The sequence below is a fragment of the Dokdonella fugitiva genome (genome assembly GCF_014138265.1).
GTDB lineage: Bacteria > Pseudomonadota > Gammaproteobacteria > Xanthomonadales > Rhodanobacteraceae > Dokdonella_A > Dokdonella_A fugitiva_A.
Genome location: NZ_JACGXL010000007.1, coordinates 167,826 through 194,535, shown reverse-complemented (window position 1 = coordinate 194,535; position 26,710 = coordinate 167,826). Strand labels below are relative to the sequence as shown.

Annotated in this window: 26 protein-coding genes and 1 tRNA gene; 17 read left to right on the top strand and 10 right to left on the bottom strand. The window is 70.4% G+C overall.

Annotated features, from left to right (window positions below):
* Positions 1-4 precede the first annotated feature (4 nt).
* The 10 genes from FHW12_RS19030 (at position 5) to purD (ending at position 9,643) form a co-directional block, all read left to right on the top strand.
* Positions 5-562 carry a TlpA family protein disulfide reductase gene (locus FHW12_RS19030; RefSeq protein ID WP_182532644.1) on the top strand — a complete coding sequence of 186 codons (558 nt, stop codon included), beginning with the start codon at positions 5-7 and terminating at the stop codon, positions 560-562.
* 91 nt (positions 563-653) lie between these two features.
* Positions 654-1,094: a type II 3-dehydroquinate dehydratase gene (gene aroQ / locus FHW12_RS19025; RefSeq protein ID WP_182532643.1), complete on the top strand. Its 441-nt coding sequence runs from the start codon at positions 654-656 to the stop codon at positions 1,092-1,094.
* A gap of 38 nt (positions 1,095-1,132) precedes the next feature.
* Complete coding sequence (accB, locus tag FHW12_RS19020; RefSeq protein ID WP_182532642.1) at positions 1,133-1,606, top strand: acetyl-CoA carboxylase biotin carboxyl carrier protein; 474 nt, start codon at positions 1,133-1,135, stop codon at positions 1,604-1,606.
* 13 nt (positions 1,607-1,619) lie between these two features.
* Positions 1,620-2,987, top strand: coding sequence for an acetyl-CoA carboxylase biotin carboxylase subunit (accC, locus tag FHW12_RS19015; RefSeq protein ID WP_182532641.1), 1,368 nt, complete (start codon positions 1,620-1,622; stop codon positions 2,985-2,987).
* Between the two features lie 116 nt (positions 2,988-3,103).
* Positions 3,104-4,009: a 50S ribosomal protein L11 methyltransferase gene (prmA, locus tag FHW12_RS19010; protein ID WP_182532640.1), complete on the top strand. Its 906-nt coding sequence runs from the start codon at positions 3,104-3,106 to the stop codon at positions 4,007-4,009.
* Between the two features lie 259 nt (positions 4,010-4,268).
* The gene (locus FHW12_RS19005; RefSeq protein WP_310735294.1) at positions 4,269-5,048 is read left to right on the top strand and encodes a YiiX/YebB-like N1pC/P60 family cysteine hydrolase; all 780 of its coding nucleotides are present in this window, start codon (positions 4,269-4,271) and stop codon (positions 5,046-5,048) included.
* A 60-nt stretch (positions 5,049-5,108) separates the two neighbouring features.
* Positions 5,109-5,897 carry a zinc-ribbon and DUF3426 domain-containing protein gene (locus tag FHW12_RS19000; protein ID WP_182532639.1) on the top strand — a complete coding sequence of 263 codons (789 nt, stop codon included), beginning with the start codon at positions 5,109-5,111 and terminating at the stop codon, positions 5,895-5,897.
* A gap of 83 nt (positions 5,898-5,980) precedes the next feature.
* Positions 5,981-6,433 (top strand): helix-turn-helix domain-containing protein, encoded by a 453-nt coding sequence (locus FHW12_RS21675; protein WP_310735292.1) that lies wholly within the window; start codon positions 5,981-5,983, stop codon positions 6,431-6,433.
* A 90-nt stretch (positions 6,434-6,523) separates the two neighbouring features.
* On the top strand, positions 6,524-8,101 hold the full coding sequence (gene purH / locus FHW12_RS18990; protein ID WP_182532638.1) for a bifunctional phosphoribosylaminoimidazolecarboxamide formyltransferase/IMP cyclohydrolase: 1,578 nt from the start codon (positions 6,524-6,526) through the stop codon (positions 8,099-8,101).
* A gap of 261 nt (positions 8,102-8,362) precedes the next feature.
* Positions 8,363-9,643: a phosphoribosylamine--glycine ligase gene (gene purD / locus FHW12_RS18985; RefSeq protein WP_182532637.1), complete on the top strand. Its 1,281-nt coding sequence runs from the start codon at positions 8,363-8,365 to the stop codon at positions 9,641-9,643.
* Between the two features lie 24 nt (positions 9,644-9,667).
* Here the strand turns inward: purD and FHW12_RS18980 are convergent, their stop codons facing one another.
* The gene (locus tag FHW12_RS18980; protein ID WP_182532636.1) at positions 9,668-11,317 is read right to left on the bottom strand and encodes a tetratricopeptide repeat protein; all 1,650 of its coding nucleotides are present in this window, start codon (positions 11,315-11,317) and stop codon (positions 9,668-9,670) included.
* Between the two features lie 208 nt (positions 11,318-11,525).
* On the opposite strand from FHW12_RS18980, the gene FHW12_RS18975 reads away from it, so the two are divergent.
* Both FHW12_RS18975 and FHW12_RS18970 read left to right on the top strand, forming a co-directional pair.
* Positions 11,526-13,400: an MFS transporter gene (locus tag FHW12_RS18975; protein WP_182532635.1), complete on the top strand. Its 1,875-nt coding sequence runs from the start codon at positions 11,526-11,528 to the stop codon at positions 13,398-13,400.
* Positions 13,397-14,515, top strand: a complete 1,119-nt coding sequence (locus FHW12_RS18970) for an MGDG synthase family glycosyltransferase (protein WP_182532634.1) — start codon at positions 13,397-13,399, stop codon at positions 14,513-14,515. The genes FHW12_RS18975 and FHW12_RS18970 overlap by 4 nt, the downstream gene beginning before the upstream one ends.
* A 514-nt stretch (positions 14,516-15,029) precedes the next feature.
* Here FHW12_RS18970 and FHW12_RS18965 read toward each other — a convergent pair.
* The 5 genes from FHW12_RS18965 to FHW12_RS18945 form a co-directional block, all read right to left on the bottom strand.
* Complete coding sequence (locus tag FHW12_RS18965) at positions 15,030-15,920, bottom strand: beta-lactamase induction protein (RefSeq protein WP_182532633.1); 891 nt, start codon at positions 15,918-15,920, stop codon at positions 15,030-15,032.
* 88 nt (positions 15,921-16,008) lie between these two features.
* Entirely contained in the window at positions 16,009-16,980 is a 972-nt protein-coding gene (gene nudC, locus FHW12_RS18960) for an NAD(+) diphosphatase (RefSeq protein WP_182532632.1), read from the bottom strand.
* A 31-nt stretch (positions 16,981-17,011) separates the two neighbouring features.
* Positions 17,012-17,380 (bottom strand): iron-sulfur cluster insertion protein ErpA, encoded by a 369-nt coding sequence (erpA, locus tag FHW12_RS18955; RefSeq protein ID WP_182532631.1) that lies wholly within the window; start codon positions 17,378-17,380, stop codon positions 17,012-17,014.
* A 52-nt stretch (positions 17,381-17,432) separates the two neighbouring features.
* Complete coding sequence (locus FHW12_RS18950) at positions 17,433-17,870, bottom strand: bactofilin family protein (RefSeq protein ID WP_182532630.1); 438 nt, start codon at positions 17,868-17,870, stop codon at positions 17,433-17,435.
* The gene (locus FHW12_RS18945; RefSeq protein ID WP_182532629.1) at positions 17,857-18,579 is read right to left on the bottom strand and encodes a DUF6776 family protein; all 723 of its coding nucleotides are present in this window, start codon (positions 18,577-18,579) and stop codon (positions 17,857-17,859) included. The genes FHW12_RS18950 and FHW12_RS18945 overlap by 14 nt, the downstream gene beginning before the upstream one ends.
* A 171-nt stretch (positions 18,580-18,750) precedes the next feature.
* Between FHW12_RS18945 and hemJ the strand changes: the two genes are divergently transcribed.
* Both hemJ and FHW12_RS18935 read left to right on the top strand, forming a co-directional pair.
* Entirely contained in the window at positions 18,751-19,179 is a 429-nt protein-coding gene (gene hemJ / locus FHW12_RS18940) for a protoporphyrinogen oxidase HemJ (protein WP_182532628.1), read from the top strand.
* Between the two features lie 50 nt (positions 19,180-19,229).
* Positions 19,230-20,918 (top strand): EAL domain-containing protein, encoded by a 1,689-nt coding sequence (locus FHW12_RS18935; RefSeq protein WP_182532627.1) that lies wholly within the window; start codon positions 19,230-19,232, stop codon positions 20,916-20,918.
* 16 nt (positions 20,919-20,934) lie between these two features.
* On the opposite strand, the gene bfr is transcribed toward FHW12_RS18935, so the two are convergent.
* The 3 genes from bfr to FHW12_RS18920 all read right to left on the bottom strand — a co-directional run bounded on the left by bfr (position 20,935) and on the right by FHW12_RS18920 (position 22,362).
* Complete coding sequence (gene bfr / locus FHW12_RS18930) at positions 20,935-21,405, bottom strand: bacterioferritin (RefSeq protein WP_182532626.1); 471 nt, start codon at positions 21,403-21,405, stop codon at positions 20,935-20,937.
* Positions 21,406-21,541: 136 nt separating this feature from the next.
* Positions 21,542-21,748: a (2Fe-2S)-binding protein gene (locus FHW12_RS18925; protein WP_182532625.1), complete on the bottom strand. Its 207-nt coding sequence runs from the start codon at positions 21,746-21,748 to the stop codon at positions 21,542-21,544.
* Between the two features lie 86 nt (positions 21,749-21,834).
* Positions 21,835-22,362: an RNA pyrophosphohydrolase gene (locus FHW12_RS18920; RefSeq protein WP_182532624.1), complete on the bottom strand. Its 528-nt coding sequence runs from the start codon at positions 22,360-22,362 to the stop codon at positions 21,835-21,837.
* A 148-nt stretch (positions 22,363-22,510) separates the two neighbouring features.
* Here FHW12_RS18920 and FHW12_RS18915 point away from each other — a divergent pair.
* From FHW12_RS18915 to FHW12_RS18905, 3 genes are all read left to right on the top strand, one after another.
* Positions 22,511-22,587, top strand: a tRNA-Met gene (locus tag FHW12_RS18915).
* A 120-nt stretch (positions 22,588-22,707) separates the two neighbouring features.
* Positions 22,708-23,622, top strand: a complete 915-nt coding sequence (locus FHW12_RS18910; protein WP_182532623.1) for a prohibitin family protein — start codon at positions 22,708-22,710, stop codon at positions 23,620-23,622.
* A 160-nt stretch (positions 23,623-23,782) separates the two neighbouring features.
* On the top strand, positions 23,783-24,142 hold the full coding sequence (locus FHW12_RS18905; RefSeq protein WP_182532622.1) for an HU family DNA-binding protein: 360 nt from the start codon (positions 23,783-23,785) through the stop codon (positions 24,140-24,142).
* A 79-nt stretch (positions 24,143-24,221) separates the two neighbouring features.
* On the opposite strand, the gene FHW12_RS18900 is transcribed toward FHW12_RS18905, so the two are convergent.
* On the bottom strand, positions 24,222-26,657 hold the full coding sequence (locus FHW12_RS18900; protein ID WP_220484541.1) for a DUF3772 domain-containing protein: 2,436 nt from the start codon (positions 26,655-26,657) through the stop codon (positions 24,222-24,224).
* Positions 26,658-26,710: the final 53 nt, after the last annotated feature.

The window sequence follows — 26,710 nt, the reverse complement described above, 5'->3', positions numbered from 1 at the left end:
CCGCGTGTTCGACCGCACCCACCTGCTCGTCGTCGCGCTCGCGGTCGCGGGCGCGCTCGCCGGCCTCGGCGCCGGCCTCTGGCTGCGTCCGGCGACGCCGACCTCGACGCGCGCGCCGACCGAAGTGGTCGGCCGGCCACGACCGGCGGTCGAACTGCCTGACCCGGACGGCCGGCCGCAGTCCCTGGCGCGCTGGGACGGCCGGCTCGTCCTGCTCAACTTCTGGGCGAGCTGGTGCGCGCCCTGCGTCGAGGAGATGCCGCTGCTCGACCGCACCCAGCAGCGCCTCGCCTCGCGCGGACTGCAGGTCGTCGGCATCGCCGCCGACGGCGCCGACGCGACGCGCGCATTCCTGCGCGAGCACCCGGTCGCATATCCCGTGCTCGTCGACGACCCCGATGCAGCCCGCGCGCGCGGCGGCGACATCTCAAACGCATTCGGCAACGATCGCGACGTGCTGCCGTACTCGGTGCTCGTCGGCCGCGACGGGCGCATCGTCGCGCAACGCTACGGCAACTTCACCGAAGCGTCGCTGGACGCCTGGCTGCGACCTCATCTCTGACGAACCTCGCACAAATTCCGGCGAACGTCGCCGAACTGGACAGATCGGACCGACTCGGCCAGACTACCCGCCCTTTTCGATCGGCACGGCCGTGGCCACGATCCTCGTCCTGCATGGGCCCAACCTCGACCTGCTCGGCACGCGCGAGCCGGAGACGTACGGGCGCACGACGCTGGCCGGCATCGACGCCGAACTGGCGACGATCGCGCAAGCATCCGGCCATGAACTGGCGACGTTCCAGTCGAACGCCGAACACGCGCTGATCGAGCGCGTGCATGCGGCGCGCGGCGACGGCACGGCGTTCATCCTGATCAACCCGGCCGCGTTCACCCATACGAGCATCGCGCTGCGCGACGCGCTCGCGGCGGTCGCGCTGCCGTTCATCGAGGTGCACTTGTCGAACGTGCACGCGCGCGAGGCGTTCCGCCACCACTCGTACTTCTCCGACCTCGCGGTCGGCGTGATCGCCGGCTTCGGCGCGCTGAGCTATCGGCTCGCGCTCGACGCCGCCATGCGCCGCCTCGCGACCTGACAAAGCCCCCTTTCGGACTACACGGCCCAGGAGTCCCCATGGACCTGCGCAAGATCAAGAAGCTCATCGACCTGCTCGAGGAATCCAACCTCGCCGAACTCGAAATCAAGGAAGGCGAGGAAATCGTGCGCCTGTCGCGCCTGCCCAAGGGCATGGTCGGCACGCTGCCGGTCGCCGCCGCGCCCGCGGCCGCGCCCGTGCGCGTCGAGGCGCCGATCACGACGAGCGCGCCGGCGGCTGTCGAAGCGCCCGCGGCGGGCGGCAAGGCGCTGCCCGACGGCCACGTCGTCAAGGCGCCGATGGTCGGCACGTTCTACGCGTCCGCCAATCCCGACTCGCCGGCATTCGTGAAGATCGGCCAGGCGGTCAAGGCCGGCGAAACGCTCGGCATCATCGAAGCGATGAAGATGTTCAACCAGATCGAGGCCGACGTCGCCGGCACCGTGCTCGCGATCCTCGTGCAGAACGGACAGCCGGTCGAGTTCGACGAGCCGATGTTCGTGATCGGCTGAGGCGGCCCACCCCATGCTCGACAAAGTCGTCATTGCCAACCGCGGCGAGATCGCACTGCGCGTATTGCGCGCGTGCCACACGCTCGGCATCAAGACGGTCGCGGTGCATTCCACCGCGGACCGCAACCTCAAGCACGTCGGCATGGCCGACGAGTCGATCTGCATCGGCCCGCCGCCCGCGGCGGAGAGCTATCTCAACGTCCCGCGCATCATCGCCGCGGCCGAAGTCACCGACGCGCAGGCGATCCATCCCGGCTACGGCTTCCTGTCCGAGAATGCGGACTTCGCCGAGCGCGTGGAGAAGTCCGGCTTCATCTTCATCGGCCCGACCGCGGACGTGATCCGCCTCATGGGCGACAAGGTCGAGGCGATCCGCGCGATGAAGGCGGCCGGCGTGCCGTGCGTGCCGGGCTCGGGCGGCCCGTTGGGCGACGACATCGCGGCGAACACGAAGATCGCGCGCGAGATCGGCTATCCCGTGATCATCAAGGCCGCCGGAGGCGGCGGTGGCCGCGGCATGCGCGTCGTGCACACCGAGGCGCACCTGTCCAACGCGATCCAGATGACCAAGTCGGAAGCCAAGGCCGCGTTCGGCAACGGCGAGGTCTACATGGAGAAGTTCCTCGAGAACCCGCGCCATGTCGAGATCCAGGTGCTCGCCGACGGCCAGGGCAACGCGATCCACCTCGGCGAGCGCGACTGCTCGATGCAGCGCCGCCACCAGAAGGTCGTCGAGGAAGCGCCGGCGCCGGGCATCACGCCCGAGCAGCGAGCGGAGATCGGCAAGACCTGCGTCGAGGCGTGCAAGCGCATCGGCTACCGCGGCGCCGGCACGTTCGAGTTCCTCTACGAGAACGGCCGCTTCTACTTCATCGAGATGAACACGCGCATCCAGGTCGAGCATCCGGTGACCGAACTCATCACCGGCGTCGACCTCGTGCGCGAACAGCTGCTCATCGCCGCCGGCGAGAAGCTCACGATCCGCCAGGAGGACATCGTCCTCGACGGCCACGCGATCGAATGCCGCATCAATGCCGAGGACCCCGACACGTTCATGCCGAGCCCGGGCCTGGTCAAACGCTTCGAATGCCCGGGTGGTCCCGGCGTGCGCGTCGACACGCACGTCTACGACGGCTACCGCATCCCGCCGAACTACGATTCGATGATCGGCAAGCTCATCGTGCACGGCCGCGACCGCGCGACCGCGATCGCGCGCATGCGCATCGCGCTGTCGGAGATGGTCGTCGAAGGCATCAAGACCAACGTGCCGCTGCAGCAGCGCATCATGGCCGACGGCGGCTTCCAGGCCGGCGGCCAGAACATCCATTACCTCGAGAAGCGCATGGCCGAGGCGAAGGAAAAGGCGATCGGGATCGGCTGACGCGTCCCGCGACGCACGCCGCGGCGCGATCCGCAGCGGACGCGGACGACATCGACCGGCCGCGTGCGAGGGCACCGCGAAGTGCATGCCGCGTGCGGCGACCTGCAGAGACATCCATGTCCTTCCTCGAACTCTCGATCACGATCCGCCCGTCCGAACAGGAGCGCGTCGAACTCGCGCTCGAGGAAGCCGGCGCACTCGCGGTGACCCTGCTCGACGCCGACGCCGACACGCCGAACGAGCGAGCGATCCTCGAGCCCGGCGTCGGCGAGACGCCGCTGTGGGGCGAGATCGCGCTGTCCGCGCTGTTCGACGCCGACGCGGATCGCGCCGGCCTGCTGCACGTGCTCGCCGAACTGCTGCCCGAGATCGAACCCGCGCAGGTGCGCTTCCGCGAGGTCGCCGACCAGGACTGGACGCGCGCGTGGATGGACCAGTTCAAACCGATGCGCTTCGGCCGGCGCCTGTGGATCTACCCGTCGAACATCGACCCGCCCGGCGACGACGCCGACGCGGTGGTCGTGCGACTCGATCCCGGCCTCGCGTTCGGCACCGGCACGCATCCGACCACCGCGCTCTGCCTCGAGTGGCTCGACGGGCTCGCGCTCGCCGGCACGCACGTGATCGACTACGGCTGCGGCTCGGGCGTGCTCGCGATCGCCGCGCTCAAGCTCGGCGCCGCGCGCGTCGACGGCGTCGACAACGACCCGCAGGCGATCCTCGCGAGTGCCGACAACGCCGAGCGCAACGGTGTTGCCGACCGCCTCGCGCTCTTCCTGCCCGACCAGTTCGCGCACGCACCCGCCGATGTGTTCGTCGCGAACATCCTCGCCGGCCCGCTCGCCGAGCTCGCGCCGCGCTTCGCGACGTGCGCGAAGCCCGGCGCGCCGTTCGCGCTGTCGGGCATCCTCGTCGGCCAGGCGGACGAACTGCTCGCGCGCTACGCCGAATGGTTCGACGATCTCGTCGTCGCGACGCGCGAAGACTGGGTCCGCATCTCCGGTCGCCGTCGCGGCGGCTGATCGAAGCGAAAGACTGAAGCACGAAGGACGCGAAGGACACGAAGGAGAGCGAAGCGAAGGATTCCGATTCCTCCTGTTGCGCGCGCAGGCTTTCAACGAGCTTACGAAGGCGAAAGGATGAATCTCGAAGCCCAAGCAGGGAACGATCCTCTTCGCGCTTCTCTTCGCATCCTTCGTGTTCAGTCCTTCCGCCCTTCCCGTTGGTCGTATCGCCACCACGCGCTAGACTGGTCGGATCACGACCGGTGCGGAGGACATCGTGAGCGTGCTGCAGTGGCTCGGTCATCGCCTCGCCGGCTATCTCGCGCGCCCGCGCCCCGGCCTGCACGTCGCGACGAGCCGCCCGGGGCTGCTCGCGGCGACCTTGCGCAAGGGCGACGTGCTGCTCGTCGAAGGCACGAGCCGCTTCTCCGCGGCGATCCGCACGCTGACCCAGTCGACCTGGTCGCACGCGGCGCTCTACATCGGCGACGCGCTGTCCGCGTCGCGCGGCGACGACACGCCACTGCTGGTCGAGGCGGACGTCAACGACGGTGTGCGTGCGGTACCGGTCGAGCGCTACGCGCAGATGCACACGCGCATCTGCCGGCCGATCGGCCTCGACGAAACCGAGATCGACGCGGTGCTCTCGTACGCGATCGGCCGCCTCGGCCAGCAGTACGACCTGCGCAACATCTTCGACCTCGCGCGCTACCTCGTGCGACCGCCGCCCGTGCCCGAGCGTTTCCGCCGCCGCCTGCTCGCGTTCGGCGGCAGCGAACCGACCAGCGCGATCTGCTCGTCGCTGATCGCCGCCGCGTTCGGCTCGATCCGCTATCCGGTGCTGCCCGACATCGAAGTCGCGCGCAGCAAGGGCGAGGCGGGGCGCGAGCAGGTGCGCGAGATCCTGCACATCCGCGATTCGAGCCTGTACGTGCCGCGTGACTTCGACGTCTCGCCGTATTTCGCGATCGTCAAGCCGAGCCTGCGCGACTTCGATCCACACATGCTGACCTGGGCCTCGCAGCCGGCGCTCGCGGCCGAGACGGGCGAGGACTGAGCCGGTCGGCGACGGCTCCGGCTGCTAGAATCCGACCGCCCCCGCACGCGCCCTCCGCCGATGTACACGCAGTGTCCCGAATGCCTGACGATCTACAAGGTCGACGGCGCCGAGCTCGCCGCAGCGCACGGCAGCGTGCGTTGCGGGCACTGTGCCGCGGTGTTCGATGCGCTGCGCACGCTGAACCCGCAACTGCCGCCCGAACCGATCGAGCGGCTCGAGCTGCACGCGACCCGGGCGGCGCCGCCGCAGCTCGAATCACCGGTGTTCCGCCCGAGTCCGGCGCAAGCATCGCTGTTCGCCGAAGCCGCCGACCGCGCGCGCGCGGCCGAACGTTCGTCGCTGCCCGCGTTCGCGAAGCGCCGCCGGCGCGCGCGCCAGCGCCGCAGCGGTCCGTGGCTCGCCGGCTGCGCGCTGCTGCTGCTCACCCTCGCCGGCGAGATCGCCTGGGCCGAGCAGGCGCGCTGGATCGACGACGCGCGCGTGCGGGCGTGGCTCGATCCGGCCTGCGCAAAGCTCGGTTGCCGCCTGCCGCTGCGCCACGACGCGGCGACGCTGGAACTTCTGTCGCGCGACATCCGGCCCCACCCGTCGGTACCCGGCGCACTCATCATCTCGGCGACCCTGCGCAACGACGCGGCCTTCGTGCAGTCGTTCCCGACCGTCGAGATCACCCTGTCGGACCTCGACGAGAAGCGCATCGCGATGCGCCGCTTCCAGCCACGTGAATACCTCGGCGACGCACGCACGATGGCCAACGGGCTCGCGCCTGGCGCGAGCACGGCGCTCGTGTTCGAGGTCGCCGATCCCGGCAAGGACGCGGTCGCGTTCGAATTCAAGTTCGAGTGAACGCTCTCGCGTGAAGGAGGCTCGGTCCGTCGCGTGCCGGAACGCCGGCCCCGCGCGCTGCTCAGCTCGCGCCGAGATAGATCGTGCAAGTGCCGATCGGCGAAGGCATAGCCGGCATCGGCACCGTCATCGATCGTGAACAGTGCCGTCGAGGGACTTATCAACGCACGATCGTGGCGCTACTATCCCCTCCCGACGTGCGCACGCGCCGTCGGCCCACGCATGGAAGGACGCTCGCCGAGAAGGGCCACGTTGTGAATGCCGCCATCCCCTTGCGCGCGGACAGCGCGCACGAAGCTTCGTTGCAACCCGCACTGCGCGACTGTGTCGTCCGCGCCGTACGCCGTTATCTCGCCGACGTCGAGTCGGAACCGGGCGAAGGCCTGCACGCGCTCGTCATGCGCGAGGTCGAATCGCCGTTGCTGCGCGAAGTGATGGCCTGGTACGGCGGCAACCAGAGCCGTGCCGCGGCTGCGCTCGGCATCAACCGCGCCACCCTGCGCAAGAAGCTGCAGCAGTACGGCCTCGCCGACTGACCCGATCCCTGCGGCCCGCTGCGCGGCCGCAGCGCGCGCTCGCGGCCGCACCGCTATAATCGCGCGCTTCCCCCCGGACGAAGTCCGCTCATGTTCGACGCCACCCTGGTACCGGTTCGCCGCGCGCTGCTCAGCGTGTCGGACAAGTCCGGCCTGATCGACCTCGCCCGCGGCCTCGATTCGCTCGGCATCGCGCTCGTCTCCACCGGCGGCACTGCCAAAGCGTTACGCGACGCGGGCCTGCCGGTATCGGACGTCAGCAGCGTGACCGGCTTCCCCGAGATCATGGACGGGCGCGTGAAGACGCTGCACCCGGCCGTGCACGGCGGCCTGCTCGGCCGCCGCGGCACCGACGACGCGGTGATGGCCGAACACGGCATCGCGCCGATCGACCTGCTCGTCGTGAACCTGTATCCGTTCGAGCGGATCACGGCCGAGCCCGACTGCTCGATGGCCGAGGCGATCGAGAACATCGACATCGGCGGGCCGGCGATGCTGCGCGCGGCCGCGAAGAACCACGAGCACGTCGCCGTCGTGGTCGACCCGGCCGATTACGCCGAGGTGCTCGAGTCGCTCGCCCACGGCGGCACGCGCCTCGCGCTGCGCCGCCGCCTCGCCGCAGCGGCGTACGCGCACACCGCACGCTACGACGGCATCATCGCGAACTGGCTCGGCATGCGCACCGACGCCGAGAAACCCGAGGCGTTCCCGCCCGGGCTGCGCCTCGCATTCGAGCGCCGGCAGACGCTCCGCTACGGCGAGAACCCGCACCAGGGCGCCGCGCTGTACGTCGAGCGCAACCTGCCGCCGGGCACCGTCGCCGGCGCGCGCGTGCTCGCCGGCAAGGAGCTGTCCTACAACAACCTCGCCGACGCCGACGCCGCGCTCGAATGCGTGAAGGCGTTCCAGAAGACGCCCGCGTGCGTGATCGTCAAGCATGCCAACCCGTGCGGCGTCGCGCTCGGCGCGAATCTCGGCGAGGCGTACGAACGCGCCTACGCGTGCGACCCGGTGTCCGCGTTCGGCGGCATCATCGCGTTCAACCACCGCCTCGACGGCGCGACGGCGAAGAAGATCATCGAGCGGCAGTTCGTCGAAGTCGTCGTCGCGCCGGAGTTCGACGCCGACGCGATCGCCGCGATCGCCAACAAGCCGAACGTGCGCGTGCTCGCGGTCGGCGAATGGGGCGACGCCGCACCGCACGCATACGACTACAAGCGCATCGCCGGTGGGCTGCTCGTGCAGGACGCCGACCGCGACACGCTGCTGCTGTCCGACCTCAAGGTCGTCTCGCGCCGCGTGCCCGACGCGGCCCAGCTGCACGACCTGCTGTTCGCCTGGCACGTCGCGATGTTCGTCAAGTCGAACGCAATCGTCTACGCACGCGAAGGCCGCACGATCGGCATCGGTGCCGGCCAGATGAGTCGCGTCGTGAGCGCGAAGATCGCGGCGATGAAGGCCGCCGAAGCGAAGCTCGAGGTACCCGGCAGCGTGATGGCATCGGACGCGTTCTTCCCGTTCCGCGACGGCATCGACGCCGCCGCCGAGGCTGGTATCCGCGCGGTGATCCAGCCGGGCGGATCGATGCGCGACGCGGAGGTCATCGCCGCCGCCGACCAGCACGGCATGGCGATGGTGTTCACGGGCGTCCGGCATTTCCGGCATTGATGGATTGATGCCGCACAGCGGCATCAATCCCAACGTTCGCTGCGCAAACGTCGGGCCCCGGCCTGGTTCTTCCACACCCCATTCGCGCCTACGGCGCGAATCGCCCCCTGACTCAGGGGCTTATCGGCAGGATCGCAGCGTGAAGATTCTCGTCATGGCATCGACGACGCTGCGCGGCATCAATCCCGACGTTCGCTGCGCGGACAGCGGGTCCCGGCCTCGCTCTTCCACCCCATTCGCACCTTCGGCAGGAATAGCACCATGAAGATCCTCGTCATCGGTTCCGGCGGCCGCGAGCACGCGCTCGCGTGGAAGCTGCTGCAGTCGCCGCGCGTGTCCGAAGTGATCGTCGCGCCGGGCAACGCCGGCACCGCGCGCGAGGCGCGCATGCGCAATGCCGACGTCGCCGCGACCGACGTCGACGGCCTGCTCGCGCTCGCGCGCGAGGAAGGGATCGCGCTCGCCGTGGTCGGCCCCGAGGCCGCGCTCGCGGCGGGGGTGAGCGACCGCTTCCACGCGGCCGGCCTGCGCTGCTTCGGCGCGAGCCGGATCGCCGCGCAGCTCGAGAGCTCGAAGGCGTTCGCCAAGGATTTCCTCGCCCGCCACAACATCCCGACCGCGCGCTACGCAGTGTTCACCGATCTCGGTCCTGCACTTACCTACGTGCGCAAGCACGGTGCGCCGATCGTGATCAAGGCGGACGGGCTCGCGGCCGGCAAGGGCGTCGTCGTCGCACTCACCCTCGCCGATGCCGAGCAGACGCTGCACGACATGCTCGGCGCGCGCACGTTCGGCGACGCGTCCGCGCGCGTCGTGATCGAGGAGTTCCTCGAAGGCGAGGAAGCGAGCTACATCGTCATGAGCGACGGCCGCAACGTGCTGCCGCTTGCCACGAGCCAGGACCACAAGCGCCGCGACGAGGGCGACCTCGGCCCGAACACGGGCGGCATGGGCGCGTACTCGCCGGCGCCGGTGGTCACGCCCGCGGTCGAACGCCGCGTGCTCGACGAGATCATCCATCCGACGATCGCGAGCATGGCCGCGGAAGGCGCGCCGTTCATCGGCTTCCTCTACGCGGGCCTGATGATCGACCGCGACGGCGCGCCGAGGGTGATCGAATTCAACGCGCGCCTCGGCGACCCGGAAACGCAGCCGATCATGCTGCGCCTGAAATCCGACCTCGTCGACCTCGTCGAGGACGCACTCGACGGCCGCCTCGATCGCGCGCAGGCGAGCTGGGACCCGCGTCCTGCGCTCGGCGTCGTGATGGCGGCGGCCGGCTATCCGGGCAAGGTGCGCAGCGGCGACGCGATCGACGGACTCGACGCGCCCGACGGCACCGACGTGAAGGTATTCCATGCCGGCACTGCGCTCGACGCCAACGGCAGCGTCGTCACCGCGGGCGGCCGCGTGCTCGCGGTGTGCGCGGTCGGCGACGACCTCGGCGTCGCGCGCGAGCGCGCCTACGCGCGCGTGCGCACGGTCCGCTTCGACGGCGCGTTCTGCCGCCGCGACATCGGCCACCGCGCGCTGCGGCGCTGAGCGCCGCGCGCGAGCGCGCCGCGATCAGCGCTTCGCCGGCTTCGCATCCGGCGCGAGGCGCGCCGGGTGGTAGACGGCCGCGCTCGCCGGCCACGGTCGGTCCGGCAGCTTGTGCGCCTGCAACTGCTGCAGCACCTCGCGGTACGGCGTGAGCGCGGCCTTGAGGCCGTTGCGCACGAGCACGAACATCGCCGCCTGCTGGATCTTCACCGCGTCGTCCCACTTGCCGTTCGCCGCGAGCGCGAGCGCGTAGGCTTCGCCGTTCGGCGCGCTCGGGTTCTCGGCGTAGAGCTTCTTGCCGTACTCGAGCGCGCCGCGGCGCTCGTTCGCGCTCGCCTGCGCGCACGTGCTCGCGATGCGCACGAACAGCTGCAGCACGAACTTGTTGTTGACATCCGCGGCGAGCAGGTCGCTGGCGTCACGTAGCGCCGAGCCGCACTGGCCGGCGACGACGTCGGCGCCGACCAGCTGCATCCAGTGCTCGCCGTCGCGCAGGTCGAGCTGCACGAGCGCGCGGTACTGCGTCGCGGCGTCGGCCGCACGGCCCGTGCGCAGCAGCAGCGCACCGAGCAGCGCACGCGCCTCGCCGAGCTTCGGATCGAGCCGCACGGCTTCCTGGTAGGAACGCTGCGCGCCCGCGTCGTCGTTGCCCATCTCGAGCGCGACGCCCTTGCTGAGCTGGGCGAGTGCACTGTTGCGGTCGGCGGCGATCGCCGCGTCCGCGCGCGTGTTCGCTGCGGCGAGATTGCCGGCCGCCGCCTCCGCGCGCGCGTACAGCGCGAGCAGCGCCGCGTCCTTCGGATTCGCCGCGACCGCGGCGTCGAGCAGCTTGCGCGCGGCGTCGTACTGATGCAGCGCGAGCAGCGAAGGAATGTCGTTGATGCCCTTCGCCGGCGCCGCAGCGGACGTCGCCGCGCCAGTGGACGCACCCGCGCGGCCGAGCAGGCCGTCGCCGAGCGGATCGACGAGAGCCGGCGGCACGTTGCCGGCCTTCGCGCGCGCGTCCGCGGCCGCCTGCGCATTGCCCGCCGCGGCCTGCGCCTCTGCCAGCGTCGCGTAGAGCGCGGTCGCCTTCGGGTCGATCGCGAGCGCGCGCTGCGTCTGCTCGGCGGCCTCGGCGTAGCGCTTCTGTTTGAGCGCGATTTCGCCGAGCATCGCGTACGGCATCGCCTGGTCGGTGTGCTTGGCGACGTAGTCGGCGAGCAGCTTGCGCGCGCCGTCGAGGTCGCCGTTGTCCATCTTGCCGCGCGCGACGGTCGTGCGGATCGGCAGGTAGTCCTGGTTCAGCTGCAGCGCGATGTCGAAGTAGTTCTGCGCGACCGCGGGCTGCTTCTGCGACCGCGCGAGCACGCCCTGCGCGTAGACCCAGCGACCGTCCTTCGGCGCGAGCAGGGTGGCGTCCTCCAGCGCGATCGTCGCGGCGTCGGCGAAGCCGTTGCGCGCGTACGCCGCGCCGAGGATCGCATAGGCCTCGGCGAGCGGATCGCCGACCAGCGCGATCTTGCTCTTCTCGAACGTCTCGCGCGTCTTGCGCAGTTCGTCGGCCTGGGCCGGCGACAGCTTCGTCAGGTCCGGTGTCGGCACCGGCTTGACCAGGGCCTCGGCGTGCAGGTGGGTCGAGCCGAACGCGACGGCGACGGCGAGAGCGAGCGGGGCGAGGGAGCGCAGGGACATCGGCTTGGCGGCTTCGAGGGACGAGCCGCGCAGTTTAGCGCCTCGCCGCCGACCTCGCCGCGACCCCGCCCATGCCGCGAAGTTCCCGCCCGCGCGGGTGGCCAGGGGCACCCGCCGGACGCGCCGCGGACCGCCGCGACACGCGTCGCCGGCGGCGATCGGCAATGCGATCCTGCTACATTCGCGCGAATCCAAAGGCAGGCGAGCCATGAGCGGATCCAGCCAGTTCCGATTGCTCGGCACACGCCGTTTCGCGCCGTTCTTCGCGACCCAGGCGCTCGGCGCGTTCAACGACAATGCGTTCCGCAACGCGCTCGTCGTGCTGGTCGGCTACCACATGGGGCTCGACGAGCACGCGGTCGGCTTCTACTCGAACATCGCGCCGGCGCTGTTCATCCTGCCGTTCTTCCTGTTCTCGGCGAGCGCGGGCCAGCTCGCCGAGAAGTACGAGAAGGCGCGGATCATCCGCTGGGTCAAGCTGTTCGAGATCGCCGCGATGACGCTCGCCGCGGCGGGCTTCTGGTTCAAGAGCATCCCGCTGCTGCTGTCCGTGCTGTTCCTCATGGGCCTGCATTCGACCGTGTTCGGCCCGATCAAGTACGCGATCCTGCCGCAGACGCTGCGCGCGGACGAGCTCGTCGGCGGCAACGGGCTCGTCGAGATGGGCACCTCGCTCGCGGTGCTCGTCGGCATGATCGCCGGCGGCGTCGCGATGAGCAGCGGCCCACTGCCCGCTTCGCTGCTCGTGATCGCGATCGCGCTGGTCGGCTGGCTCACGAGCCGCGCGATCCCGCCAGCGCCGGCGACCGCGCCCGACCTGCGTTTCAACTGGAATCCGTTCACCGAGACTTGGCGCGTGCTCGGTTTCGTGACGAAGAACCGCACCGTGTTCAATTCGGTGCTCGGCATTTCCTGGTTCTGGTTCTTCGGCGGCGTGTTCACGATGCAGCTGCCGAACTACACGAAGATCTTCCTCGGTGGTACCGAGTCGGTGCAGATCTTCGTGCTCGCACTGTTCTCGATCGGCGTCGGCATCGGTTCGCTGCTGTGCGAGCGCCTGTCCGGACACAAGGTCGAGATCGGCCTCGTGCCGTTCGGCTCGATCGGCCTGACCGTGTTCGGCCTCGACCTCTACTTCGCGCGTCCCGCGGCGACCGCGCTGCACGACCTGTCCGCGTTCGCGTTCCTCGCCGCGCCGGGCGGTTGGCGCATCGCGCTCGACTTCGTGCTCGTCGGCCTGTTCGCGGGCTTCTACATCGTGCCGCTGTTCGCGCTCGTGCAGAGCCGCGCCGAACGCAGCGAGCTGTCGCGCGTGATCGCCGGCAACAACATCGTCAACGCGCTGTTCATCGTCGGCGCGGCCGCGTTCGGCCTGGGCCTGTCCGCGGCCGGCTTGTCGATTCCACAGATCCTGCTCGCTACCGCGGTGCTGAACGCGCTCGTCGCGATCTACATCTACACGCTCGTACCCGAGTTCCTGATGCGGTTCCTCTCCTGGATCCTCGTCAACACGCTCTACCGCATCAAGGTCGAAGGCACCGAGCGCATTCCCGACGAAGGCGCAGCCCTGCTCGTCTGCAACCACGTGAGCTTCATGGACGCGCTCATCATCGGCGGCAGCGTGCGCCGGCCGGTACGCTTCGTGATGTACTACAAGATCTTCGAGATCCCGGTGCTCAAGTTCATCTTCCGCACCGCGAAGGCGATCCCGATCGCCGGCCGCAAGGAGAATCCGCAACTGCTCGAGCGAGCGTTCGACGAGGTCGATCGCGCGCTCGCCGACGGCGAGCTCGTCTGCATCTTCCCCGAAGGCGGCCTCACGCGCGACGGCACGATCGACACGTTCCGCCCGGGCGTCGAGCAGATCCTCGCGCGCCGCGCGGTGCCGGTCGTGCCGCTGGCGCTGCGCGGCCTGTGGGGCTCGGTGTTCAGCCGGCGCGACAGCGCGCTCGGTCGCGCGCGCCTGCCGCGCCGCTTCCGCGCGCGCATCGGCCTCGTCGCCGGCACGCCGCTGCCCGCGGCCGAGGCGAGCGCTCCGGTGCTCGAGCAGCGCGTGCGCGAACTGCGCGGCGCCGACGCGTGACGCGGCGCCGCCTGCTCCTGCTCAGCGTCTCCGCCGGCGCCGGACACGTGCGCGCCGCCGAGGCACTGCGCGCGGCCGCCGCGGATTTCGACGTCGAGGTACTGCATCTGGACGTCATGCAACACGTGCCGCGCGCGTTCCGCACGCTCTACACCGACCTCTACCTCAAGCTCGTCGAGCACTCGCCGTCGACCTGGGCGATGCTCTACCGGATCATGGACCGCACGCCGCCGAGCGCGCCGGCCGCGCGCCTGCGGCGTGCGATCGAGCGGCTCAACACGCTCGACCTGCGCCGCGAGATCGCACGCTTCGGACCCGACGCGGTCGTGTGCACGCACTTCCTGCCCGCCGAGCTGCTCATGCGCGAGCGCAGCCGCGGCCGCCTCGCCTGCCCCGTGCACGTCGTCGTCACCGACTTCGACCTGCACGGCATGTGGGTCGTGCCGGACATGGCGGGCTGGTTCGCGGCGAGCGACGAGGTCGCGTTCCGCATGCGCGCGCGCGGCCTCGACGCCGCGCGCATCCACGTCACCGGCATCCCGATCATGCCCGCGTTCGCGCAGGCGCACGACCGCGCGGCGTGCGCGGCGGAGTTCGGCATCGATCCGGCGCGGCGCGCGATCCTGCTCATGGGCGGTGGCGCCGGCCTCGGTGGACTCGACGAGGTCGCCGCGCGCCTGCTCGCGCTCGACGCCGACTTCCAGCTCGTCGCACTCGCGGGCCGCAACGCGAAGGCGCTGGAGCAACTGCAAGCGCTCGCTGCGCGGCATCCGCAGCGCCTGGTCGCGCAGGGCTTCACCGACAAGGTCGACCGCCTCATGCGTGCCTGCGACCTCGTCATCACCAAGCCGGGCGGACTCACCACGTCCGAATGCCTCGCGCTCGGCCGGCCGATGATCGTGCACGCACCGATCCCGGGCCAGGAGGAACGCAACTGCGACTACCTGCTCGAACAGGGTGCCGCGCTGAAGGCGGTCGACGCGATCGCACTCGACTACCGTGTGCGCGAACTCCTTGCCGACCCGGCGCACCTCGCCACGCTCGCCGAGCGGGCGCGCTCGCTGGGCAGGCCGCAGGCGGCGCGCGACGTGCTCGTGCGCGTGCTGGGCGGGTGATTGGCGCGCTTGCGCCGTGTCTCGTTTCGCGATAACCGACCCGCATCCGTGCGTGAGAGAAGGTAACCCAAGAGAAGGACACCGCGAGCGGCCCGGTCAGCGGGCTTCCTGCCTGCTGACTGCGCGAGCAGGCTGCGGGGTTCGTTGACGGTACGTCCATGTACCGGCAACGAACGCGGCCGCCGCTCACACACCCGCAGGGCAGGATGCCCGGAGGGCGATGCTGTCGGGGGCCCTTTCTTTTGGTTCCTTTTCTTTGGACAAGCACTGCGCCGCAGGAGCGGCGCGAACAGCGAAGCTGGCCCGAAGGGCGGAGGGCAGGATGCCCGGAGTCAAGAAAAGGAACCGGCCCGCAGGGATGCGGGACGAACACGCAGGGATGCGAGTCGGTCTTCGCGAAGGAAGCTTTGCCTGTTGTTCAAAGGGACAACAGCACACGCGCTCTCACCTCTTCTCTCCCGCAAGCGGGAGAGGAAAAACACGAGGAGACCGCAAAACGAGCGCGAAGCGCCCGTCAATGCGTCAGCACGATCAACGCCGCCAGCGCGATGAGCGCGAGCCAACCCACCAGGATGCGGCGCAGCACGCGCTGCGCGTCGGCGAGTTCGACCAGCGGGTTGCTGACGTCGCTCGCATAGCCGTCGCCGGCTTCGACGTCGGCGTCGATGCCGGCCTTGGCGAGCGCACCGAGGAAACCGAGATCGAGGGTGAAGTAGCCCTTGCCGTGCGCGGCGTGGTAGTCGCGCCAGGTCTTGATCACCGCATCGAAGTCCGACACGAGTGCGAGCGTGAGCGCGACCAGGTGCGCCGGCGCCCAGTCGAGGATGCGCGCGGTGCGCTCGAGCAGTTCGGACTGCGTCGCGTCGACGCCGTCGGCGAACCCGGGATGGCGCGCGAGCAGTTGCACGACGCGGTAGCCGAGCGCGCCGGCCGGGCCGAGCACGACGAACCAGAACAGCACGCCGAACCAGCGCGACAGCGCTGCGGTGAACGTCGCTTCGACGAGCGGCGCGGACTCGAACGCGAGCGGCGCGGTCGCGTCGTCGGCACGCAGCGCCTGCACCGCGGCGACGCGGCGATCGCTGTCGGGCGCCTTCAGCACCGCTTCGATGTCGGCATCGAGGTCGCGCGGACCCCAGCAGTAGAACAGCACGACGACCGCGAACGCGAACCCGGGCAGGCCGAACAGCACGTGGCCGAGGACGAGCTGGATCAGTTCGCACAGCACGAACAGCAGCAGCGGCAGCAGCGCCGCGGCGAAACGCGGGCGCGCCGCGTCGCCGCTCGCGCGCGTCCATTGCGCGAGCCAGACCTGCAGCCAGGAGAAGTCGCGCCAGCGCGCGAGGTCCGGCAGGGCGTAGCCGCCCGCGAGGACGAGCAGGACGGCGAGCAGTATCTGGGCCATGGTCGATCGGGTGCGCGGCGGAGCGTTGACGCATTCTAGCGGAGGCGCGCCCGCAACTGCGCGCGGCCGTGCGCCGGTATCGGGACGCCTACGCGCGCGGGCGCAGCCACGGCTCGTCGCCGAGCACGTCGGCGAGTTCGACGCCGCGCTCGCGCAGCCAGTGGGCGATCAGCTCGTGCGACACGGACAGCCGCGGCGGCAACACGAGCGTGCGCGCGGCGAGGCCGTCGACGATCTCGCCGGCGCTGAACCAGCGCGCGTCGCTGAGTTCGTCGCCGACGCGGATCGTCGGATCGACGGCTTGCGCGGTGAAGCCGAGCATGAGCGAGGACGGGAACGGCCATGGCTGCGAGGAGTGGTATTCGCATGCGCCGACGCGCACGCCCGCCTCCTCGTACACCTCGCGCCGCACCGCGTCCTCGAGCGATTCACCCGGTTCGATGAATCCGGCGAGCGTCGACCAGCGATGCTCCGGCCACGCCGGCTGGCGCCCGAGCAGGCAGCGATCCTGCCAGCCCACGATCACGATCATCGCCGGATCGACGCGCGGGAAATGCTCGATCCCGCACGCGCCGTTGGTGCACTTGCCGCGATGGCCGAGCGCGACGAGTTCGAGCGGGGAGCCGCAGGCGCTGCACCAGCGCGTGCGCGCCTGCCAGTGTGCGAGTGCGCGCGCGTAGGCGAACAGGCCGCTCTGGAACGCAGGCAGGCGCGTACCTGCGCTGCGCAGGTCGATCCATGCGCCGCCGAACGCGTCGGCGACGCGCGCATCGGCGCCGGCGTCGACCGCGATGCCGAACAGCGGCCCGCGCTCGTCGTGGCCGAGGTAGGTCGTCGACGTCGCCGCGAGGGCGTCGTGGCGCTCGCCCGCATCGAGCAGGCGCAGCGCGCCCTGCGGCGGCGCGAACAGCGCAGGCCGTCCACCCGGCGCATCCGCGCCGAGCACGAGGTAGCGCGCGTACGGATCGAGCTGCTGCGCCGCGGCCCACGCCGCATCGTCGCGGCGTTCCGCATTACGGTCGAGCCCGAGGCCGGCGAAGATGTTGGTGCGTTCGCTCATGCCGCGCGTCCGCCGGCGGCGCGCACGCGGCTCAGACCGTGAACGACGAGCCGCATCCGCAGGTCGTCTTCGCGTTCGGATTGCGGATCACGAACTGCGCACCGGTCAGCGATTCGGAATAGTCGATCTCGGCACCGGCGAGGTACTGCAGGCTGAGCGGGTCGACGAGCAGGGTCACGCCGTCCTTGTCGACCGCGAGGTCGTCCTCGGCGCGCGCTTCGTCGAACGTGAAGCCGTACTGGAAGCCCGAACAGCCGCCGCCGCTGATGTAGACGCGCAGCTTGAGCCCGGGATTGCCTTCCTCGGCGATGAGTTCACGCACCTTGCCCGCCGCGGCCGCTGTGAACAGCAGTGGTGCGGGACCGGCGTCGAGGTAGCTCGGGGTGATGGTTTCGTTCATGACGGCTGCGGCAGCGCTTCCTTCTCGCAGATCGGAGCGCGGACGGGCGATTTCAAGCGTGCGCCGGCTCGGCGCCCGGATCGTCGACGTCGTCGGCGAGCCCCGGCGAGGGCAGGCGCCGCTGCGGCTCGGCCTGGTACAGCATCTTGCCGTTGATCTGCGCGCCGGCCGCCATCTCGAGCACCTTGTAGTGCACGTTGCCGGTGATGCGCGCGTTGCCGGCGAGCTCGAGCCGTTCGGCGGCGAAGATGTCGCCATTGACGCTGCCGTTGACGACCGCGTTCGACACGCGCACCTCGCCGTTGACGCGGCCCTTGTCGCTGAGCGTGAGCACGGCGTCTTCGCCCTCGGCCGAGATCGAGCCTTCGACCACGCCTTCCAGGTGCAGGCCGCCGCTGAAATGGACGTCGCCGCGGATCGTCGTGCCCGCCGCGATCAGCGTGCTGATCGCCGCCATCGCACGGTCGTTGCGCTTGTCACTGCGGAACATTGTCGCTCTCCTCGCCCTTGATGGCGTCCTTCCAGGAAAACTCCTGCTCGACGCGGCCACCGTCACCGTCGGCACGAACGACGACGCGATTGGCGGCGAATCCAGCGGGGAGCATGATGGTACCGCCGACCTGTTGAAAATACTTGAAACGGTACTCGATTCCGGACGAATCCTGCCCCTGGCTCAGCGCGCTCCAGTCGAGCGTGCGCAGCTTGCCGGCGGCGACGCCCTCGAGCGTGAGCGTGAGCCGCCCCTTGATGTCCTCGCCGCGCTTGAAGTTCTGCGTCAGCGTCGCGGTGAAGTTCCACGCCTGCGAACCGGCGACCGGGGCCACATGCAGCGCGTGCACGGCGAGGCCTTCACGCTTGCCGCCGCCGACGAGGCGGCCGTAGAAGGCGAGATCCGCGCGCAGGCCGTCGATCTCTTCCTCGCGGTCGCGCAAGGTCTGCTGCACGTCGCCGAGGGCGGCCTTGGCGACCTGCTCCGAACGCACGAGCATCGCCACGCGCGACTTCAGCGCCTCGTTCTCCTTCTGCGCCTCGGCGAGCTCGGCGGAATGGTTCGTGCCCGGCGCGCGCGCGACCAGCGTCGCCACCAGCGCCGCCACGATCAGCAGCGAACCGAGCCACACCGCGGCGACCAGCAGGCGCGTGCGCCGCTGCCGGGCCGGGTCGTGCCGGCGGATGACGAGGGACGGGATCGGGGACATGACGCGGGTTCGGCCGCGCACGTGCGCGAGGTGCACGCTTATAGACGTGCCCGCGGCCCGGGTCAAGGAAGCCCGTCGCGGGCCTCGCCGGAGGCCGTCCGCGCCCGCCAACGCGCATGCCGCGCCGTACCGCGCACCGTACAATCAGGCCTTTGGCACGGGATCGCGCGCATGCTCTGGCTGAAGGCGTTCCACATCATCTTCGTCGTGACCTGGTTCGCCGGCCTGTTCTACCTGCCGCGCCTGTTCGTCTACCACGCCGAGGCGGCCGAAGCGGTCGTGCGCGAGCGCCTGAAAGTGATGGAGCGGCGCCTGCTCGGCATCACCCACGTCGGCGGCGCGCTCGCGCTCGTGTTCGGCGCGCTCACGCTCGCTGCGTTCGCGCAGGCGAGCCCGGCCTACCTGCAGCAGGGCTGGCTGCACGCTAAGCTCGCGCTGGTCGCGCTGCTGATCGGTTACCACGCGGTGCTCGTGCGCATGGTCGGCACGTTCGCGCGCGACGAGAACCGGCGCTCGAGCCGCTGGCTGCGCCTCTTCAACGAAATCCCGGCACTGGTGCTGATCGCGATCGTGCTGCTCGTGGTGGTCAAGCCCGGCTGAGCCGCACGCGTGGCGCTGGTATGATCGCCCTGCACCGAACGGGGACGGCCATGACGGCGAACGACCCTGCATTGCAGTTTCCGCGCCGCCTGTGGGCGCAACAGCTGTCGCAGCGCATCGAGCGGCTGCGCCGGCGCGGCGAACAGCTGCGCACGACATGGGACCTCAACGTGCTGCGCCTGCTCGCCGACGACGCCGCGCGCGTCGCCGACGCCTGCCGCGAGCTTGGCTTCGCGCCGCTCGGCGACGTGCTCGACGACGTGCACGCGACCTGCGCGGGCCTGCTCGATCCGCCACGCGCGCCCGACCGCGCGAGCCGCAGCCGCCTCGACGGCCTGATCGGGCGGCTCGACGCGCCCTCGCTGCCGCGCGATGAAGCGCACGACTCGCCGGTCGTCGCCGGCGCGACGCGCGAGAACGGCTTCCCGCTGCTGGTCGCGCCACCACCCGGATACTGGACGCGGTTCGCCGCGACGCCGGCGCACGCAGCCACCTCGACGCCTGCGGCACCCGCTACGCACGCGGCACCGGTGACGTTCGCGCCGCGCGGCGGCACCGCCTGCTCGCGCGACCAGCTGCTGCGCGAAGTGTCCGAATGCCTCGCCCGCGACGATGCGTCGATCCGCGGCGGCGGCCTGCTCGTGCTGCTCGCTTCGGACACGAGTGATCCGGCCACGGCTGCGACGCGCACCGCCGAGGCGCTGCGCGCGATCTGCACGCACGTGCGCGCGGGCGATCGCGTCGCCAGCGACGGCGCCGAGCGCTACCTCGTGTTCGACCGCGAGCTCTCCGCCGACGCGCTCGAAGCCGAAGCCGCGCGCCTGCGCGAGAACCTCGCGCGCACGGGCGGGTTCGACATCGGCGTCTGCCCGTTCCTGCGCGGCGCGCGCAACGCGCGCGCGATGTACGAGGCCGCGCGCGACCTCGTCGGCGGCATGCACGCGCAGGCGCGACACGGCGTGTTCGTCGTACGCGACCTCGACGCGGGACGCGGCGGCGACCTCGCCACGCAGGTGCGCCGCGCGCTCGACGGCGCCGGTTTCGAATTGCTGTTCCAGCCGATCGTCTCGCTGCGCGGCGAGGACGGCGCGCTGTTCCAGGCGCTGCTGCGCCTGCGCGGCGCGGACGGCCGGTTGCACCCGGCCTCGGAGATCGTGCCTGCGGCGCAAGGCGCCGGCCTGATCGGTGCGGTCGACCGCTGGGTGCTCGCGCACTGCGTCGAACGCATCGCTGCGCGTGGCGCCGGGTCGACGCAACTATTCGTGAGCCAGTCGCTCGCGAGCCTGCGCGATCCGCAGGCGGTCCCTGCGCTCGCGGCGATGCTCGCGCGGCAAGGCGTCGGCGCCGGTTCGATCGTCGTCGAGCTGCGCGTCGCCGACGCGATCGAAGCGCCCGCCGAGACGCAACGCTGCGCGGACTCGCTGCGCGCGCTCGGCGCGCGCCTGTCGCTCGCGGGATTCGACGCGGAGCTCGCCGACGTGCATCCGCTGCCGGTGCTCGCCGCCGATTTCGTCAAGCTCGCGAAACCGCCCGCGCTCGACGCCGAGGAGGACCGCGACGCGTTCGCCGCGCTGCTCGAACACCTGCACGCGCAGGGCACGCGGGTGATCGCACCGCGCGTCGAGGACGTGCACGGCATCGGCGCGCTCGTGCGCGCGGGCGTCGACCTCATCCAGGGCAACTTCGTGCAGGCCGCGGACAGCGACCTCGCGTTCGACTTCGAAGGCGCGCGCATGTAGCGCGCCGCGGCTCGCGTCAGCTGCCGATCTTCGTCTGCAGGTACGGATTCTCGCCGAGCTTGGCGATCAGGCCGAGCTGCGTCTCGAGCCAGTCGATGTGCTCTTCCTCGGATTCGAGGATGTCCTCGAACAGTTCACGGCTCACGTAGTCGCCGAGGACTTCGCAGTCGACGATCGCGGCCTTGAGGTCGGGCACCGCCTGCATCTCGAGCTGCAGGTCGCACGAGAGCACTTCCTTCGGCGATTCGCCGATCAGCAGCTTGCCGAGCGCCTGCAGGTTCGGCAGGCCTTCGAGGAACAGGATGCGCTCGATCAGGCGATCGGCGTGCTTCATCTCGTCGATCGATTCCTTGTACTCGTGCTCGGCGAGTTCCTTGTAGCCCCAGTTGCGGTACATGCGCGCGTGCAGGAAATACTGGTTGATCGCGGTCAGCTCGTTGAACAGCGCCTTGTTGAGGTGGCCGATGATCTTCGCGTTCCCTTTCATTGCACGATCTCCGTCACGGGCGATGCCGCGCGGGCGCGCGGCGAAACGGCGCGACTATAGCGCGCGCGTCCGGCAAGCGATGAAACGAAAATCGCACGCATTCGCGCGCGGTCGAGGCGGGCGCAGGGCGCGCGACTCAGGCTGCAGCGGCGATCAGCGGCAGGTCGAGCGTACTCGTGCGCGCGACCGCGTCGTGGAAGATCTGGCTCGCGAGATCTTCGCAGTTGCCGCAGCAATCCGAACAGCCGGTGCGACGGCGCACTTCGGCGAACGAACGCACGCCGCTCTCGGCGGCTTCGCGGATCGCGCGGTCGGTGACGGCGTTGCAGATGCAGACGTACATGCGGACATCCGGGGTCGGGACGTCGTCATTTGAATGTAAATGAGAATGATTGTCAACCAGCCGGGGCGACCTGGCCCCCGGCTCGTTCAGGTGGCGATGAGCTCGGCCAGCCAGCGCTGCTCGCGCAAGGTGACCCGGCAGCTGTCCTCGGCGAGCACGACAAGCTGGCGCAGCGCCTGCTCGTAGACGCGCCGCTTGAACGTGACCACATGCGCGGCGGGGTACCAGAACTCGACCCAGCGCCAGTGGTCGAACTCCGGCTTGTCGGTCGCGTCGAGGCGCACGGCGGACTCCTCGCCGACGAGGCGCAGCAGGAACCAGACCTGCTTCTGGCCGATACAGACGGGCCGGTCGTGCCGGCGCACGAGGCGCGGCGGCAGGCGGTAGCGCAGCCAGCCCGGGGTCGAACCGAGCACCTCGACGTGCTGCGGCAGCAGGCCGGTTTCCTCGGCGAGTTCGCGGTACATCGCCTCGATCGGCGTCTCGTCGCTGCGCATCCCGCCCTGCGGGAACTGCCAGCCGTCGCGGCCGATGCGGCGCGCCCAGAACACATGCCCGTGCGCGTTCAGCAGGATGATGCCGACGTTCGGTCGGTAGCCATCGGGGTCGATCATGGATGATGGCCGATAACGTACATGCGACCGATTCTTCCACACGCCTCGCGCAGGCGGCAAGGCGAACGGGCGTTCCGACGCTTGACAGGCCGCCACGAGGCACTAGAATCGCACGCCCTTCCGCGCGTGCCGTGCACGCGCCGCCGTTGGCTATGTAGCTCAGCCGGTTAGAGCACAGCACTCATAATGCTGGGGTCGGTGGTTCGAGTCCACCCATAGCCACCACCTTCCGTTTTCCCTCGCGTCCGCCCTCGTTCGCCCGGCGCGCTTGCCGGTGTTCGATCGCGTGTCGCAGACTCCGCGCGCGCGGCACGTCGCCGACGCATCCATCGGGGGAGGAGAACCATGGCGCGCTACCAGGACGCCCAAGGGCGTTGGCAGATCGAGAAGGTGTTGCGCGACGTCGCGATCGTCGTGGTCGTCGGCATGGGGCTGTCCGCATTCTGGCCATTCCGCCAGGTGCCGACCGGCTCGCGCGGCGTGCTGACCCAGTTCGGCGCGATCCGCGGCATCGAGAACGAAGGCCTCGCGGTCGTGATGCCGTGGCAGCGGCTCGCGCTGTTCAGCATCCGCGCCGAACAGGCGCAGATCGACAATGCCGACGGCAGCACGAGCGACCAGCAGCCGGTCAAGGTGAGCCTGACCGTGCGCTACAGCATCATCACCGACCGCGTCGCCGAGGTGTACGAGAAGTACAGCCACGACGGCGACCTGTCCTCGTACGTGCAGACCGCGACGCAGGAAGTGTTCAAGGCGGTGACCGCGAAGTACAACGCGCCCGACCTCATCGCCAAGCGCTCGCAGGTGTCGGCCGACATCAACGCCGCGCTCAAGCAGAAGCTCGAGGTGTACGGTGCGCAGGTCATCAACATCGACATGCGCAACTTCGCGTTCTCGCCCGAGTACATGGCCGCGATCAACGAGAAGGTCACGCAGGAGCAGCTGCGCCTCGCCGCGGAAAACAAGGTGAAGACGGTCGAGGCGGAGCAGAAGCAGAAGGTCGCCGTCGCCGAAGCGGAAGCGAACGCGCTGAAGGCGAAGGCCGACGGCGAAGCGTACGCGACGATCAAGGCGGCGAATGCGCAGGCCGACGCGTTGCGCGTGCAGAACGACGCGCTCGCCAAGAGCAAGGAAGTGCTCGAGCTGCGCCGCATCGAGGTCGAGCGCGTGAAGGCGGAGCGCTGGGACGGCAAGCTGCCCGAGGCGATCTACGCGGGCACGCCGATCCCGTTCTTCACGCCCGCGCAGAAGGCCGAATGAGGCGCCCGGGAAACCCGCCATTTTCACGCGCCGGATGCACGTCGCGGCGCACAAACGGCCTGTTTCAAGGCCTCCTTGCGCGCACCGCCCTAAAAACGGATACGCTAGGCCCAGCGGCGCGTGCAGAGCGCCGCGCTACCCCCACGGAGAAACGAAAACCATGGCTACATCCAAGAAGCCGGCTGCCGGCAAGAAGAGCGCGTCGAAGCCGATCACCGAACCGCTGAGCAAGTCGGGCCTGGTGTCGCACCTGGCCGAGCAGAGCGGCGTCGAGAGCAAGGGTGTCCGCGCCGTCCTCGCCGCGCTCGAGCAGACGGTCGCCAACTCGCTGCACAAGAAGGGCGCCGGCGTGTTCACGCTGCCGGGCCTGCTGAAGATCAGCGCGGTCGCCGTGGCCGCCAAGCCGAAGCGCAAGGGCATCGACCCCTTCACGAAGGAAGAGCGCTGGTTCGCCGCCAAGCCGGCCAGCGTGAAGGTCAAGGTGCGCGCGCTGAAGAAGCTCAAGGACGCCGCGCAGTAAGCCGTCCGCTGCACCGTTGTACCCGCCGCCGGCCTCGTGCCGGCGGCGTCGTCTCAGGGGTCCGTAAGCGCGCCGCGCGTCATTCGGCGCCGGACAGCGGCCCCTGCGCGCCGGCTTCGCCGACGCGGCCGAGGTTGACCTGGTACGGCGTCGACAACGCGATGTCCTCGGCGCGCAGCCGCGCCAGGATGTCGAGCAGCAGGTCGCTGCGCACCTGACCCGACTGGCGCGGGTTGGCGATGAAGCCGACCACGATGAACATGAGGTTGCCGTTCTCGATGCTGTCGAGCAGCACGTTCGGCGGCGGCTGGCGCAGCACGCCCGGATGTGCGGCGAACGCGGCCTTGATGATCTCGACCACGCGAGCCGGATCGCTGTCGAGCGGCAGCGGCACGCGGAAGCGCACGCGCCCTTCGGCGTTGGCGAGCGTCACGTTGCGCACGCTCTTCGTGATGAGTTCGGAATTGGGCACGATCACGGTCGAGCGGTCGCCCATCTGGATCTCGGTCGCGCGCACGTTGATGCGGCGGATGTCGCCCTCGGCGTCGCCGAGCACGACCCAGTCGCCGACCTTGACCGGCCGTTCGACCAGCAGGATCAGGCCGGACACGAAGTTCTGCACGATCGCCTGCAGGCCGAAGCCGATGCCGACCGAGAGCGCGCTCGCGACCCAGGCGATGCGATCGAGGCCGAGGCCTAGCGCGGACAGCGCGAACGCGACGACGACGACGACGCCTGCGGTGCCGAGCAGCGTCGTCACCGACGTGCGCATGCCCGGGTCGAGCCGCGTCGTCGGCAAATAGCTGTCGAGCAGCCAGCGCTGCAGCGCGCGGATCGCCGCGATGCCGAGCACGAGCACGAGCAGCGCGCCGAACACCGCGACCGGCGTGACTTCGATCTGGCCGATCTTGAGCCCGGCCGCGGTGCGGCCCAGTTGCGAGACGAGGTCGCCCGGCTCGGTGCCGAACGGCGCGAGCGCGGCGAACAGGGCGATCGCGAGCGCGAACACGCGGAACAGGCCCGAACTCAGCACCGCGACCTGGTCGAGCACGCGCTGGTCGAGGCCGAGCGTGCGGCGCACCCAGTTCGCCTGCGACGACAGTCCGGCGGCGAACAGGTCTTCGACCACGTGCACGACGAGGTAGAACGTCGCCGCGACGATGCCGAGGCCGATCATCTGCCGCGCGACCTGGTGTGCGAGCGCGACGTAGCCCGACAGCGCCGCGACGAACGCGAGCACGACGCCGAGCCAGAGCAGCGCGATCGCGACGCCGACCCACGCCGGGCGCGGCGCGCGCTCGTCGTGTTCCGTGGCGTCGGCCGGCGTGCGCGCCGCGCGCAGCAGGCCCCAGGCGAGCAGCGCGGCGTAGACGAGCGCGACGACGAGGCTGCCGGCGATCGTCGCCGACAGGCTGGTGCCAGCGATCTCGTTGAAGTGCTTGAGCAGGACGCTCAGCGCGACCGCGCCGCCGAGCAGCAACGGCCAGTGGCGCAGGCGCGCGGCGACGTCGTCGGAGATCGGCGGCAGGCGCCACGACGGCCGCGCCGCGGCGAGCAACGCGCGGCCGAGGCCGGTCACGTAGCTGCCGAACACGACGGCGCTGACGATCGATCGCGCGAACGCACGCGCGTCGTCGCCGAGCACGCTGTGCCAGTCGATCGCGATCACGATCACCTGCGCGCCGAGGCCGGTCAGCACGGTCGTCGCGACGACCATCGCGAACGCGAGTGCGGAGCGGCGCAGCCGCCCGTGCGGCATGCGGTCGGCGGTCCAGCGCATGAGCGCGCGCTCCACCCACCAGCGCCCGAGCAGGATCAGCAGCACGCCGGCGGCGATGCCGAACAGCGTCGGCACGCGGTTCGCGGGCGCGAACGCGGCCGCGGTTCCGGCGAACATGCCGCCGAGCAACGCGCGCGCGCCGGCGAGGTCGCGATCGATGTTCGCGGTGAGGCCGCGCCAGAACGTCGGTGTCAGCGGCGACGGCGTGCGCTGCGACAGGCGCGCCTGGAAGTTCGCGCGGCGCGCTTCGGCGATCTGCGCGACGACCTGGCCGCTGTCGACGATGAGCAGCTTGGCGCGCTTGATGTCGGCGTCGAGCGCGCCGCGTTCCTTCTCGAGGTCGGCGCGCTGCGCGGCGATGTCGCGCGCCTCGCCGCCCTTCGCCGGCGCGGGCCCGAGCTGGTCGACGCGCGCGGCGATCGCGTCGAACTTCGGCGCGAGTTCGCCGAGCAGCGTGTTCGCGTGCGTGTCGACCGCGCCCATCTGGTCGCGCAGCTGCGACAAGGTCGCGTCGTCGACGTCGCCACCGTCGAGTTGCTTGCGCGCGTCGGCGATGCGCTGGCGCGACTCGTCGAGCAGCTTGCCGGTTTCCGGCGCCTGGGCGGCGCCGACGAGCGGGGCGAGGACGAATGCGAGCGCGAGGAGGAAGCGGGAAAGGCCGTGCATCGGCGCATGATCGAAGCGCGCGCGGCGGCGAGTCAATGCATGCGCGACTCCGGTTCGGCTGCGCTTCACGGTCCACTCCGACGATGGTCCCGCGGGAACGCCGGAAGGCGATGCGACGGAGC